Below are 14035 nucleotides of genomic sequence, written 5' to 3'. Positions count from 1 at the left end.
AAAGGAGTGACTCATGTTAAAAAAAGTGTTGATCGCTAACCGAGGTGAAATTGCGGTTCGTATCATTCGCGCTTGCTCAGAGGCTGGGATTCGCTCTGTTGCGATATTTACGGAACCGGATCGATATGCGTTGCACGTTAAGCGTGCAGACGAGTCTTACTCGTTAGGCGATGATCCACTTGCCGGTTATTTAGACCCTTTGCGTCTAGTGAACTTAGCCATAGAAACGGGTTGTGACGCGATTCATCCTGGTTATGGCTTTTTGTCTGAAAATGCCCATTTTGCGGAGTTGTGTGAGCAAAAAGGGGTGACTTTTATCGGACCTCATTCTTCTGTCATCCATAAAATGGGGGATAAAACACAAGCCCGTGACAGTATGCGTGCCGCTGGTATTCCAATCACACCTGGCTCAGAGGGAAATTTAGCCAACCTTGAAGAGGCGCTTGCTCTAGCAGGGAGGGTTGGTTATCCAGTGATGATCAAGGCAACTTCTGGCGGTGGCGGTCGAGGTATTCGACGTTGTGACACCCCGGAAGAATTAACTTCTCAATACCCTCGTGTTATTTCTGAAGCGACCAAGGCTTTTGGTTCAGCGGAAGTGTTTTTAGAAAAGTGTATTGTCGACCCTTGTCATATTGAAGTTCAAATATTGGCGGATTCCCACAGCAATGCGATTCATTTGTATGAGCGTGATTGTTCGATTCAGCGCCGTAATCAAAAATTGATCGAAATTGCGCCAAGTCCGCAACTTACCCCAGAGCAGCGCCAGTATATTTGTGATCTTGCGGTGCGAGCAGCCAAAGCGGTGGATTACGTTAACGCTGGTACTGTGGAGTTTTTATTGTCTGGCAATGAAGTGTATTTCATGGAGATGAATACACGAGTACAGGTCGAGCATACAATTACCGAGCAAATCACGGGTGTCGATATTGTCCGTGAACAGCTTCGTATCGCGGCTGGTTCACCGCTTAGTTTCCGCCAAGAAGACATTAGTTATCGTGGTTATGCGATGCAGTTCCGTATTAACGCGGAGGATCCGAAGAATGATTTCCTACCCAGTTTTGGGCGTATTACCCACTACTACGCACCAGGTGGTCCAGGGGTTCGCGTCGATACGGCGATTTACACAGGTTATGACATTCCACCTTACTTTGATTCCATGTGTTTGAAGTTGGTGGTGTGGGCGCTGACCTGGGATGAGATGGTGGCACGAGGTCGTCGTGCTATTGACGATATGCGTTTGCACGGTATTAAAACCACAGCTAATTATTATCAACAAATTCTGAAGCACCCAGACTTTATTAAGGGTGAATTCAATACTGGGTTTGTTCCAGCGCATCCTGAGTTACTGAATTATTCCGTTAAACGTGATCCAAGTGATATAGCACTCGTACTGGCAGCAGCTATCGCTGCACATGTTGGTCGATAATCCGCAGGAGGAAGAAAAATGAGTCAAGTTAAACAAAAAATAGAAGTGACAGATGTAACCTTGCGTGATGCTCACCAATCACTTATTGCTACTCGTATGCGCACGGAGGACATGCTACCTATTTGTGAAAAACTCGATCAAGTCGGCTTTTGGTCTTTAGAAGTGTGGGGCGGCGCGACCTTTGATGCTTGCGTACGTTTTTTGAAAGAAGACCCTTGGGAGCGATTGCGTCAGCTTCGTGCGGCTTTGCCAAATACCCGTTTGCAAATGTTGTTGCGTGGTCAAAACCTTTTGGGTTATCGCCATTATGCCGATGATGTGGTGGAAGCCTTTGTACAAAAAGCGGCTGACAATGGCATTGATGTGTTCCGAGTATTCGATGCTCTTAATGATCTTCGCAATATCGAAACTGCCATGAAAGCGGTGAAAAAAGCCGGTAAACATGCGCAAGGTACGATTTGTTATACGACCAGCCCAGTACATACGCCAGCCTTGTTTGTCGAGCAAGCCAAAGCCATGCAAGCCATGGGTGCGGACTCTATTGCCATTAAAGATATGGCGGGATTGTTAACACCTTATGCGACTTATGATTTGGTTAAAGCCATCAAAGAAGCGGTTGATTTGCCACTGGTAGTTCATAGTCACTCAACGTCTGGTTTGGCACCTTTGTGTCAGTTGAAAGCTATTGAAGCGGGGGCGGATCGTATTGATACGGCGATATCATCCTTTGCCAGTGGCACTAGCCATCCAGCGACTGAGACTCAAGTGGCAGCTTTGAAAGAGACGGACTATGATACAGGGCTTGATTTGGCCTTGTTGTCAGAAATCGCCGATTACTTTCGAGATGTGCGTAAAAAATACCATCAATTCGAAAGTGAGTTTACTCGTGAAGATGTGTCGGTACAGGTTAACCAAGTGCCGGGCGGCATGATGTCGAATTTGGCAAATCAGCTGAAAGAGCAAAATGCGTTAGACAAGATCCGAGAGGTATTTGAAGAAATTCCACGTGTGCGTGCTGATCTTGGTTATCCGCCTTTAGTAACGCCTACCTCGCAAATCGTTGGTACGCAGGCGGTTTATAATGTGTTGGCAGGCCAGCGTTATAAAACCATCACCAATGAAGTAAAACGTTATTTATTGGGTGGTTACGGTCAGCCGCCAGCAGCGGTAAACCCTGATGTGCAGAAAAAAGCTGTGGGTAATGAAGCGGTTAATGATGCTCGTCCTGCGGATTCGTTGTCGCCAGAGCTTTATAAATTACGCAATGAAATCGGTGAATTAGCGAAATCAGAAGAAGATGTGCTGACTTTCGCTATGTTCCCTGAATTAGGCCGCGAATTTTTACAGCAACGTGCCGATGGTACTTTGACGCCAGAAGTTTTGCTACCTCCTGAGCAAGCGGGTCAAGGTGCAGCCGCAGGAGGCTTGGCTACCGAGTTCAAGATTGACGTACATGGTGAAGTCTATAATGTCGAAATTACTGGTGTAGGTGATTTTGGTGTTGGCAAGCGTAAGCTGTACTTGTCTTTGGACGGTATGCCAGAAGAAGTGGTATTCGAATCTTTGAATGAATACGTTGCCGAAGGTGGTACGGGCCGTTCTCGTGCGACTGAGCCAGGTCATGTTAGTGCGGCAATGCCAGGTAATATCATTGATGTCTTGGTCAAAGAAGGCGACACGGTAACAGCGGGTCAAGCTGTACTCGTTACGGAAGCGATGAAGATGGAAACTGAAGTGCATGCCAACGTGGCGGGTACGGTAAAAGGGGTTTTCGTTAAGAAAGGCGACCGAGTCACACCGGGAGAGCTATTGATTGAGATTGGCTAATTTAATAGCTGTTCGTCTCTAGATATGAAAAATCCCTCTCTGCCTTGTTATTCTTTATAGAATAGCCACAAAGAGGGATTTTTTATTTAACTATGGTATTAAAACGTGTTTAAAACTCTTCGGTATCTATCTCAGCTTGTTGTGCAGCGGTATAGCGCGTGCCATGTACGTTATTTTGATTAATCATCTCGTCTAGCAGGCTGACTTGTTTGGCATCCAGCTTTAATTGCGCTGATTCAAAATTGTCTCTCATATGATTAACCGAACGAGTGCCCGGAATAGGGACAATATTTTTATCTTTGGCGGTGAGCCAAGCCAAAGCCAGTTGCGATGGTGTGCAGCCTATGTCTTTTGCTAGCGCAAAGTAGTCGTTTAACAAGGCTAGATTGTTAGGATAATGCTCGGCGTTAAAGCGTGGCATGTTGTTGCGAATGTCTTTAGCTTCTAAATCCGCAACGTCTTTTAATGTGCCGGTTAAGAATCCGCGTGCTAATGGGCTGAAAGCAACAAAGGTAACGCCGAGTTTCCTACAGGCTTCTAACACGGCAATTTCTGGGTTGCGTGTCCATAAAGAATATTCGGACTGAATCGCGGTAACCGGGAACTCATTGTGGGCACGAGTTAGCGTTTCAGCAGACACTTCAGATAAACCGATCGCACCAATTTTGCCTTCTTTTACCAGGTCGCCCAGAGCGCCTGCGCTTTCTTCGATGGGCACATTGAAGTCCAAGCGATGCAAATAATACAAATCGATATGGTCTGTTTGCAGGCGTTTTAGGCTGTCTTCGCACTGCTTGCGAATATTTTCAGGTCGGCCGTTAATCTCTTTTTTGCCGTCAACCATGGCCATACCGCATTTGCTGGCAAGGAAAAATTCATCTCGGCGATCTTTTAGTGCTTTGCCTACTAAGAGCTCATTGTTACCTCCACCATATAATGTCGCGGTATCAAAATGGCGATAGCCCATTTCAAAGGCTTGATGAAGTGCTTTGATGCCTTGCTCTTCTGCAACAGGTGAACCGTAAGCATGGGATAAATTCATGCAGCCAAGGCCGATGTTTGGATTAGCTAAATGCGGATGTTTTGACATAAAAAGGGTCCTTGTTAGTTTGCTTTGCTATGTTTTACTGCGCTACTGCTATTGCAAAACAGTGTAACGAAAACAGGGAGCCTAGGCTCCCTGTTTGTATCTTACTTTATTGAGCTTTTCACTGTTTCTATGCTTCTAAGCATTCTTCTAAGCGATGCAAGGTTTCCATCGCTTCGATTGCCTGTGTCACACAGGCATTGGGCGCACGACCTTCTTGAATCGCTGCAATGAATTCTCTGTCTTGTAGTTCGATGCCGTTATTTGAAACCGCTACGCCAGATAGGTCAATCTTGTTTTCGCTACCGTCAAATAGATCGTCGTAACGTGCGATATAGGTGCCATTATCACAGATGTAACGGAAGAAAGTGCCGAATGGGCCGTCGTTGTTGAATGACAGAGATAGAGTGCAAATTGCCCCGTTTGGCACTTTCATACCAATGCTCATGTCCATAGCAATGCCAAGTTCTGGATGGATTGGACCTTGAAGTGCTTGAACCTTGCTTGCTGTTTCTCCAGTTTGGTATTGGAACAAGTCAACTGTATGACAAGCATGATGCCATAGTAGATGGTCAGTCCAAGAGCGCGCTTGGCCAAGGGCGTTTTTGTTTGAACGGCGGAAAAAGTAGGTTTGTACGTCCATTTGTTGAACGTTTAATTCGCCAGCCATTATCTTGTTATGAATCCACTGGTGCGAAGGGTTAAAACGACGGGTGTGTCCCGCCATGGCAACCAGGCCAGTTTTCTTTTGTACTTCAACCACTTTGCGAGCGTCTTCAATGTTGTCTGCCATTGGGATTTCAGACATAACATGTTTGCCGGCTTCAAGACATTGGATAGTTTGCGCAGCATGCATTTGAGTCGGAGTAGCTAGGATTACCGCATCAACATCATCACGAGCTAGGCTTTCTGCTAGATCGGTTGTGTAGTGAGGAACACCGCGCTCTTCAGCGAAGGCTTTAATCGCATCGATTTTTGTGCCAACCACAGAAACGACTTCTGCACCTTCGATCGCCGCGATGGCGTCCATGTGTTTCATGCCGAAAGCGCCAGATGCGCCAGCGATACAAATTCTCATTAATCTACTCCTAAAAGTGCGAGTGTTTATTGTAAGGGCGTAACATTGCCCGAGTCTTATATTGATAACAAATCTAGCATCCGACACCTAATGGGGATAATCCATAAACCGCATAAGCTATTCATTTTTTGCAATGAGGCTTTTGTAGTTTTCATCGAAAACGTTCTGAGATATCTCGTAATAAGCTAAGAAAGTGGGATTGAGTGACGGTTGGAAGCCAGCTTTTTCGCACACAAAGCCCAATTGGGCGGCGTGTATGGTCCAACGGAAAGTCTATGATATTGAGCAATTCAATATTAATTTCTCGCTCTACTTGGTGTGCCGAGATGAGTGTCAATCGATCGCTTTCGATTAATAGCTCACGAATAAGTATCTGTGAACTGGATTCAACTAATCGTGTTGGTAAGGCGATACCAGCGTCTTTGAAAATGTCTTCGAAAGCTTGTCGAGTCGGTGTGCCTTTGGCTGGAACGACCCAAGCAAACTCGGCAAGATCTTGTGCGCTGATGTTTTGTTTGCTCATTAATGGATGATCTTTACGAGCCACTACTGACAATGGCGGCGCCCATAATTCTTCCTGCACCACATCGTCAGCCGGTGTTGGATGACGTAATGCACCTAAAATAATATCAATGTCGCCTTGGCGAAGGTGATGAAGTAAATCGGCATACGGACCTTCGGTTACATTGATATTCACGTCAGGGTGACGTTCGTTGAACTGCAAAATTGATTTGGGCAAAATGGTCATACGTGCCAAAGGCATGCTGCCTATGGTGATGGTACTGACATCTTTAAACTGTAAAGCGTTGATCTCGTAAATGCCTTGGCGTAATTCACTGAAAGCCAGTTTGGTGGCTTTTGCCAAGGTTTGTGCTGCTTTGGTTGCGCTGGTTCCAAGGCTGTTTTTTTCGAATAATACAACGCCGAGCAGACGTTCTAAATCTCGCGCGGCTCGGTGTACGGAAGACTGCGACACGGCCAAATTTCGGCTCGCAATGCTGAAGTTTTGTGCTTCGCTCACAGCGATTAAAGCTCTTAATTGGGTGGTGCTAATTAAGGCGATAAGATTTTTAGGCGTGCGTTCTTTTTGAGTCGTGTCTTTCACGATTTCTTGTGTAGCGGTTTGAATATGATCGATGGCGCGGCTGACGCGTTTTTGCCACACCTCACCAGATGGAGTGGGATACATACCATCTGAATGGCGCTCAAAAAGCGACGCGCCCAATAATCCTTCTAGCTTAGCGATCGCTTGAGTGATGGCAGGCTGAGATAAAAAGATATTTTCAGAAGCTCGGGTGATGCTTTTTAGCTCTGCGACCGCGAGAAATACACGCAAATGCCGTAAGTTGGGAATTGCTATCTCCATAAGACCTCCTTATTTTTTATAAACTATATCAAAAATGAATATCAAATAAACCAAATTGAAGGATTAATTGCATCTTTTTTCCTATATATGGCCAAGAATGGCCTCTCATTTAAAAAGTATAAAAATAATGCGTTCTATTTTTTAAATAGTGAAAAATAGATGTAGATCAAGGTTTGTACAGCTCGTTTGTTCTTATACTCGCTCCTAATGGGCGTTTACGCCATTGAATAAACAATCTTATAGCGAGGTAACAGTATGAGTCAGGTGAGTCATATTCCGGGCAATATTATGTTTGATGGACCGATGGCAACGAAGGGCTACCCTTTAAATAAAATGTGTTATTCCTTTAATAACGCAGATGGGCGAGAAGCATTCCTCGCTAATGAAGACGATTATTGTGAAAAGTTTGGACTTTCTGTAGAGCAAAAACAGGCGGTAAAAAATCGTGATGTCATTGCCATGCTAGAAGCCGGTGGAAGTATTTATTATCTAGCAAAATTTGCTGGGATCTTGGGATTAAATGTACAAGATGTTGGTGGTTTACAGACGGGCATGACAACAGACGAATTTAAAGCGTTCTTAGTACAGCAGGGAGAAAAATAATGGCGAAAATACTGGGCGGTATCGCCACATCACATATTCCTGCCATTGGTGTAGCGATGGATAAAGGTCTTGAGCAAACACCTTATTGGAAAGATTTTTTCGATGCCTATCCACCAGTGCGTGAATGGCTGTATAAGCAAGAGCCTGACATCGCCGTCATTTTTTATAATGATCACGGACTAGAGTTTTTTCATGATCGCAAACCGACTTTTGCTATTGGTGCTGCTGCTCAGTATGAGAATGCCGACGAAGGTTGGGGAATTGCTGAAATTCCACCAGTAACTGGGGAAACTGAGTTGTCTTGGCATATCGTTAATCAATTAATTGAGCACGAGTTTGATATAACCGTTTGCCAAGAAATGAAAGTGGACCATGGATTGACAGTACCTCTGACGCTCATGTGGCCTGGTCATAGATACGGTCATATTAAAGTGATTCCAATTGCGATCAACTGTGAACGTCATCCTATGCCAAAGCCCAGTCGATGTTTTGATTTTGGTAAGGCGATTGGTGATGCTATTCGTTCTTACTCTGGTAATCAGAAAGTTGTGGTGTTTGGAACTGGTGGTTTGTCTCATCAGCTAGATGGACAGCGCGCGGGCTTCATTAATAAACCATTCGATTTATATTGCATGGATAAAATTGTGAATGAACCGGAAGCGCTTACCAAACTCACTAATTTTGACTTGGTAGAACAAGCAGGCTCTCAAGGTGTTGAGTTGAATATGTGGTTAGCGATGCGTGGCGCATTACAGGGGATGTTAACCGAACTGCATCGTAGTTATCATTTGCCGATTTCAAATACGGGGGCTGGGTTGCAATTATTGGCGACAAGCGACGCTGTTTAGGTCTAGCAATGCTGATATAATTTTTTCATTCAAAATACATGTCAAATTGTCATACAACAAAACGTGAGTTTTGGTATACGCTTCTTCTATCTTTGATAAAAGAAGCGTTTTTGTATCAGTGACCTTTGCTGCTGACGCAACACTGAACAAGGGTATTCACTCAAGAAAGCCTTTTTAATAATGTATTGACATGCTGTTAGCGGCAGCGCTTTTTATCTTCTAATTCTCAATTATTAACGTTATGACATTCTTTTTTGGAATACGTTGGAGGCAATTACAATGTTACATATAGGTCTAATTGGTCAGGCTATTGCCGCTTCTCGATCTCCTTCTTTACACATGATGTTGGGTGAACTAAAGCAGTTGCCAGTGGATTATCAGTTGCAAGTGCCAGAAGATGATACGGCGGAATCCTTTAACGCCAAGCTTGCTGAAATTCGTGCCTTAGGTTTTGTCGGTACTAATGTTACTTTTCCTTATAAACAAATCGCCATCGACAGCGCAGACGAAGTAAACGACGCGGTGAAGAAAGTCGGTGCGAGTAATACTTTGCTGCTAAAAGACGGCAAAGTGTGTGCTTTTAATACGGATTACACTGGTTTTATTCGCGGTTATAAAGGTCGAGTGGGACATTCCCTCGCTGGAAACGTGCCAGCGGGTAAAGTGCTGATGATTGGTGCTGGTGGGGTGGGGCGAGCGATTGGATTTGCCTTGTTTGAAGTGGGGGCGACAGAAGTATTAGTCACCGATTTGAGCGAACGTAGCGCACAGTCTTTGGTTGATGCTATTAATGAAGCCGGCTACAAGGCGCGTGTTGTTGCCAAAGAAGACATTGCAGAAGCCGCCGCAGAAGTCGATGGATTGGTAAACTGTACACCTGTAGGTCATTTGAAAAGTCCAGGCATGCCATTGGCTGCGGAGCTGATTCAAGGACAAAAATGGGCATTTGATGCGGTTTACACCCCAATGGATACTGAATTCTTAGTGGAAGCTAATAAAAAAGGTCTGCAAATTGTGTCAGGCTTTGATTTGTTCTTTTATCAAGGCATCGATGCCTTCGAAATTTTCACAGGACAGGAAATAACGGATGTGAAACCTGTTTGGGACCAGTTCCGTGAAAAATACAATGTCGTCAGTTCGTTGATCTAGAGATTGTTGGTAACTAAATAAATTCATAGGATAAATGATGAAAAGAAGACGCTAAATGGTGTCTTTTAGTCATTTATTCTATGGGGCTCAGCAACTAAGATATCTTTGCTCATGATATAGTGCAGAGGTCTTACAAAAAAAATAAAAGGCCCTTTGAATTTTATATGATTAACTCCGATGACCGTAAATTGGTTGGGCAATCCGTCTATGAACAACTGCGTTCTGATATTGTGACAGGAAAGCTTTTACCCGGTGAAAAGCTTAAATTAAACGCTCTACGAATCCGTTACAGTGCTAGTGTGAATACCTTGCGTGAAACTTTGATGCGCTTAGTATCAGACGGTTTTGTGCTGTTTGTTGATCAAAAAGGCTTTTCGGTAAAACCTGTTTCTACCGCAGATTTGCGTGAATTATTAGAGCTTCGACAGATGTTAGAGTTGTCGGCTGTGCGTAAATCCATGGAAAATAAAGCGGGTCAAATGGAGTGGAAGTCAGCTTTGATAAGCGCGCATTTTCGCTTGAATTGTGTTGAAAAGCTGATGATGGAAGATGAAGGCAGCCATGTTCAGGCGTGGGAAAAAGCAGACCGAGATTTTCATGTGACCATGGTGTCTCATTGTGGTTCTCAGCAGCTGATTCGCTATCATGCTTCGGTGATTGAGCTTTACATGCGTTATCAGGTGTTGGCGTTGCATCGTCGACCATTTCGCGGACAGGCCTCTGTAGAAGAGCACCAAAAATTGCTTAAACACCTTCTTGATGATGAAACCGAGTTTGTATTAGCTATTTTGGACTCGCATATTCAAAAAGGCTTGTTTTTACCGGACCCTGAGAAAACATCATTAGAAATGAAATCTAAAGCCATCGCCTAATACTCATCCTTCGTAAGGATATTCTAACTAATGAAAAATACAGAGACTCAAGGTCAATCTAATGCATGTAACAACGAGGAAATGATGACATGGAAGCTGTAATTAGCATCATAGCCCCGATCTTTTTTCTGATCCTTATTGGCTTTCTCAGCATTCGATACTCTTTCCTTCCTCAAGCAGCGATACCTGGGTTAAGCCGTTTTGTTTTATACCTAGCTTTGCCTGCTTTGATTTTTATCAAGCTTTCCAGCATGGAGCTAAAAGAAGTCCTACAGTTTGACTATCTTGCCGTGTATGCAGCGAGTGGTTTAGCCACCTTTTTTATTATTGTGTTACTGAGCTGGCGATTACTTAAAAGTGGTTTGGTGGATGCTGGCGTGAGAGGCGTTGGGGCGACCATGTCAAACAGCGCTTTTATTGGCTTTCCTGTGTTATTACAGTTTTTTGATTACCCTTTGACACAAGCCTTTGTGATGTCATTGATGGTCGAAAATATCATTTTATTGCCAGTTTGCTTAATTTTTATCGAAACTGTGTTGGGTAAGAGCGAGAGTAGTGGGAAAAGCCTATTTATGGTTGTTCTGAAGCGTATCTCAACGAATCCGTTATTAATTGCCTTGGCCGCAGGGCTGGTATTTTCTGTTTTTGAATTGAACTTGCCGAGCTTTATAGGTAAAGGGTTTGATTTACTGGCAGCAGCGGCCTCATCAGTGGCCTTGATTGTTATTGGCGGGTCTTTGGTGGGTGTGACGATTAAAGGTCAATGGGCTCCCATATTGCTGGTGGCGATTGGCAAACTGGTCTTATTTCCACTGATTGTCACCTTGCTCTTGTTACTTACACCCACTATGCCAAACGAATTAAAAATTGCAGTGGTTATTTTTGCCTCGGTATCTATGTTCAGTTCTTATCCCATTGTATGTGGGGAATATGGATCGCGCAGTTTTTGTGCTAGTACTTTGCTAATTACTACCGTGTTGTCATTTTTTACCTTGAGTGTCTTACTACACTTTTTTGTATGAAAATATAGCAATGCGATTGATTGAATATTTACGCTGATTTATAGGAGAAATTATTATGTCTACCATCATGGTATTGAACGGTCCAAATTTAAATTTATTGGGTACTCGTGAGCCAGCAACTTATGGTTATGACACTCTAGCTGATGTGGAAGTTATGTGTCGCGAAGCGGCATTGTCATTAGGCCATGAGGTGGAATGCCATCAATCTAACCATGAAGGTGTATTGATTGATCTAATTCATGAAGCAGGTCGCCGTATTAAAGCGGGCGAAGTATTGGGCGTAGTATTCAATCCAGGTGCTTATACTCACACATCTGTTGCTCTTCACGATGCAATAAAAGGTGCTGAAGTACCTGTGATTGAAGTCCACATCTCTAACGTACACGCTCGTGAAGCTTTCCGTCATCATTCTTATATATCTCCAGCAGCGGCAGGAATTGTCGTTGGAATGGGTATACAAGGGTATGTATTGGGTATTCAGGGCTTAGTGCATAAGCTTAAAGCGTGATAATAGCTTTTGTATTCAGCAATAATTAATTTAATCCCATTAATGACAAGATCACAGCAAGTGTTATGAATGAGACTAATGTGGTAACCAATAAAATACTCGCACAAATCGAGCGAAAACCATATTGGCTACCAATAATTGGATAAATACTCATCATAGGAACTGCCGCAATCAAGATGCCGCCGAGCAAAAGGTTGCGGTCTATTTCTGGCATAAAGAGCGCCACGACAGCAATCATCAATGGATGTAGTACTAGTTTTCCTGTGGTGACAAAGCAAATGTCTTTGGCATTGCCTGTTAGACTGGTTCCGACTAATGAACCTCCAAGCACAATGAGTGCGAGAGTCGCGGATGCGCCGGATAACATGACTAATACTCGATCAATTACTGCAGGCAGTTCTAGGTGAAAAGTCGATGCTAATACCCCGCCAGTGACGGCTAGAATTAACGGATTTTTGATCAACCTTTTTACCACAGTATAGAACATGTAGGTGGGTTTAAGACCTTGGCCTCTGGATGAGCTGATTTCTAAAATCACAAAAGTGATGGGTAGAACCAAAATGTTCTCAATGATTAACGACATGGCAAACGCCGCCGTTGGGGGATTACTGAATGCCAGCAACATCACCGGATAGGCAAAGAACGCAGAGTTTGAATTTGCCATCCCCACGCCTTTTAATGTGCTCTCGATTAAAGAACGGTTCATTATTTTTAAGCTGATTAATACGCCGATTAGCATGGTTAATAAGGAGCCGATGGCGTAAGTGGCGAGATAGGTTGGAACAATGACCTCATCAAACTCCATTCTGGCCAAGGTACTAAAAATCAACGCAGGAAGCGTGAAATACATGACGATTTTTGCCATGCCCGCAATGGTGTCACCAGGAACCAATTTAACGCGAACCGCAAAGTATCCCAACATTATCATGATAAAAATCGGGGTTGTGATCGCAATAATGGTCAGCATCTATGGTTCCTGTATGGGCGGTTTAAATTGCGGGTTCATCTTTATGATGATGATCAATTGGTTTGTAATAGCTGTCTAAGGTTTGTGCAGTATCTCGAATCGCATTCATAAAAAGTTTAAGCGCCATAGAGGGAACCGAGTCCGCTCGTGTTGTTAAGCCAACTGCTCCTAGCGTTTCTTTTGTGTCGATAGGCAATTCATCTAGTTCTCCATCAGAAATTTCGCGGGCTACCACACCACGCGAAATGATCCATACTGCATCGTTATTACGGATAAATTCCTTACCAAATGAGTCTGATACAGTATCGATTCTATCGTTGAGAGTACTAACGCCTTGGGATAATAAAAAACGGTCTACATAGGGTGCGGTAATAGAACCTTTCGGCGGATAAAGAACCGTGTAATTGGCAATATCACTGATCTGGAAATTTTCCTTTGTTAGCAATGGATGATTTGGGCGAACAGTAAAAGCCACTTGCTCAGAGTACAAATGTTGGAATGACAAGCCCGACATGGCTTCCGGAACCCCTAAACGTTCGACCACTAAATCTAACTCACCAACGCGTAACTGACTCATTAATAAAGCATTTTGGCCAGATACTAAATGCAGGCGTACATCAATTCCGCCAGTGCGAAAGCGTTTCACGGATTCTGGCAAAATACTGGTCGCAACAGTAGGCAATACACCAATACTAATACGGCTGATGCCTTTTTGTTGCGCTTGTACAATACGTTCTGTGCCTTCTCGTAATGCGGCGACGCTAGTGCTGGCGTGTTCTAGAAACACATTGCCGAATGGAGTAAGTTCAACGCCTTTTTTACTGCGCTCTAATAGTCTAACACCCAGAATATCTTCTAGTTCTTTGAGTTTTTTCGATACGGCGGGTTGGGTTAGGGCCAGTACATCAGCAGCGCGAACCACGCTGCCTTGGCGAGTGACTTCTAAAAAGCACTGAAGGTGGCGATATTTAATACGGTTTTCTAACATAAAAAGTCTCCCATCGTACTCGCATGGTTTCAGTCGCAGCTAATTGGCTATTAGGTAGTCAGCCACTAAGTAAGAAACACTAAGGAATTAGGCTCATTATAAGTGCTAATAAGGGAATAATTTTCCTATATTACACTCCTATATCACGTTTTTGGAAAGGTGCTATGTATTCCTTTTTCGATATATTTTTAGCACTTTATTTCATTCTTAATATGACTCTCAACATAAAAATCTTGTGCTAGCATCGACATTAGTAAATATAGAAACAAAAATCAGGTTTGTTTCTCATAT

General features: G+C 43.7%; 13 protein-coding genes. 8 read left to right on the top strand and 5 right to left on the bottom strand.

The window, feature by feature from the left end; all coding sequences use genetic code 11:
- Positions 1–13: 13 nt before the first annotated feature.
- Together B6N13_RS19545 and oadA are read left to right on the top strand one after the other, a co-directional pair.
- On the top strand, positions 14–1429 hold the full coding sequence (locus B6N13_RS19545) for an acetyl-CoA carboxylase biotin carboxylase subunit (RefSeq protein ID WP_169460340.1): 1416 nt from the start codon (positions 14–16) through the stop codon (positions 1427–1429).
- An 18-nt stretch (positions 1430–1447) separates the two neighbouring features.
- The gene (oadA, locus tag B6N13_RS19540) at positions 1448–3256 is read left to right on the top strand and encodes a sodium-extruding oxaloacetate decarboxylase subunit alpha (protein ID WP_169460339.1); all 1809 of its coding nucleotides are present in this window, start codon (positions 1448–1450) and stop codon (positions 3254–3256) included.
- Positions 3257–3365: 109 nt separating this feature from the next.
- Here the strand turns inward: oadA and B6N13_RS19535 are convergent, their stop codons facing one another.
- From B6N13_RS19535 to B6N13_RS19525, 3 genes are all read right to left on the bottom strand, one after another.
- Complete coding sequence (locus B6N13_RS19535) at positions 3366–4346, bottom strand: aldo/keto reductase (RefSeq protein WP_012071586.1); 981 nt, start codon at positions 4344–4346, stop codon at positions 3366–3368.
- 127 nt (positions 4347–4473) lie between these two features.
- Positions 4474–5421, bottom strand: a complete 948-nt coding sequence (locus B6N13_RS19530; RefSeq protein WP_012071585.1) for a Gfo/Idh/MocA family oxidoreductase — start codon at positions 5419–5421, stop codon at positions 4474–4476.
- Positions 5422–5572: 151 nt separating this feature from the next.
- Entirely contained in the window at positions 5573–6787 is a 1215-nt protein-coding gene (locus tag B6N13_RS19525) for a LysR family transcriptional regulator (RefSeq protein WP_169460338.1), read from the bottom strand.
- A 255-nt stretch (positions 6788–7042) separates the two neighbouring features.
- On the opposite strand from B6N13_RS19525, the gene B6N13_RS19520 reads away from it, so the two are divergent.
- From B6N13_RS19520 to aroQ, 6 genes are all read left to right on the top strand, one after another.
- Positions 7043–7390: a protocatechuate 4,5-dioxygenase subunit alpha gene (locus B6N13_RS19520; protein ID WP_012071583.1), complete on the top strand. Its 348-nt coding sequence runs from the start codon at positions 7043–7045 to the stop codon at positions 7388–7390.
- Positions 7390–8238: a class III extradiol dioxygenase family protein gene (locus B6N13_RS19515; RefSeq protein ID WP_012071582.1), complete on the top strand. Its 849-nt coding sequence runs from the start codon at positions 7390–7392 to the stop codon at positions 8236–8238. The genes B6N13_RS19520 and B6N13_RS19515 overlap by 1 nt, the downstream gene beginning before the upstream one ends.
- Positions 8239–8517: 279 nt before the next feature.
- The gene (locus tag B6N13_RS19510) at positions 8518–9387 is read left to right on the top strand and encodes a shikimate dehydrogenase (RefSeq protein ID WP_169460337.1); all 870 of its coding nucleotides are present in this window, start codon (positions 8518–8520) and stop codon (positions 9385–9387) included.
- A gap of 164 nt (positions 9388–9551) precedes the next feature.
- Entirely contained in the window at positions 9552–10259 is a 708-nt protein-coding gene (locus B6N13_RS19505) for a GntR family transcriptional regulator (RefSeq protein WP_169460336.1), read from the top strand.
- A gap of 89 nt (positions 10260–10348) precedes the next feature.
- On the top strand, positions 10349–11281 hold the full coding sequence (locus tag B6N13_RS19500; RefSeq protein ID WP_169460335.1) for an AEC family transporter: 933 nt from the start codon (positions 10349–10351) through the stop codon (positions 11279–11281).
- A 55-nt stretch (positions 11282–11336) separates the two neighbouring features.
- Positions 11337–11789 carry a type II 3-dehydroquinate dehydratase gene (gene aroQ, locus B6N13_RS19495; RefSeq protein WP_169460334.1) on the top strand — a complete coding sequence of 151 codons (453 nt, stop codon included), beginning with the start codon at positions 11337–11339 and terminating at the stop codon, positions 11787–11789.
- A gap of 25 nt (positions 11790–11814) precedes the next feature.
- Here aroQ and B6N13_RS19490 read toward each other — a convergent pair whose 3' ends face one another.
- Both B6N13_RS19490 and pcaQ read right to left on the bottom strand, forming a co-directional pair.
- Positions 11815–12756 carry an AEC family transporter gene (locus tag B6N13_RS19490; RefSeq protein WP_169460333.1) on the bottom strand — a complete coding sequence of 314 codons (942 nt, stop codon included), beginning with the start codon at positions 12754–12756 and terminating at the stop codon, positions 11815–11817.
- A gap of 22 nt (positions 12757–12778) precedes the next feature.
- Positions 12779–13744, bottom strand: coding sequence for a pca operon transcription factor PcaQ (gene pcaQ / locus B6N13_RS19485; RefSeq protein ID WP_169460332.1), 966 nt, complete (start codon positions 13742–13744; stop codon positions 12779–12781).
- Positions 13745–14035 lie beyond the last annotated feature (291 nt).

The sequence above is a fragment of the Marinomonas sp. UCMA 3892 genome (assembly GCF_012726345.1).
Taxonomy (GTDB): domain Bacteria; phylum Pseudomonadota; class Gammaproteobacteria; order Pseudomonadales; family Marinomonadaceae; genus Marinomonas.
The sequence above is the reverse complement of the archived record's forward strand: the minus strand, read 5'-3'. Positions and strand labels throughout refer to the sequence as shown.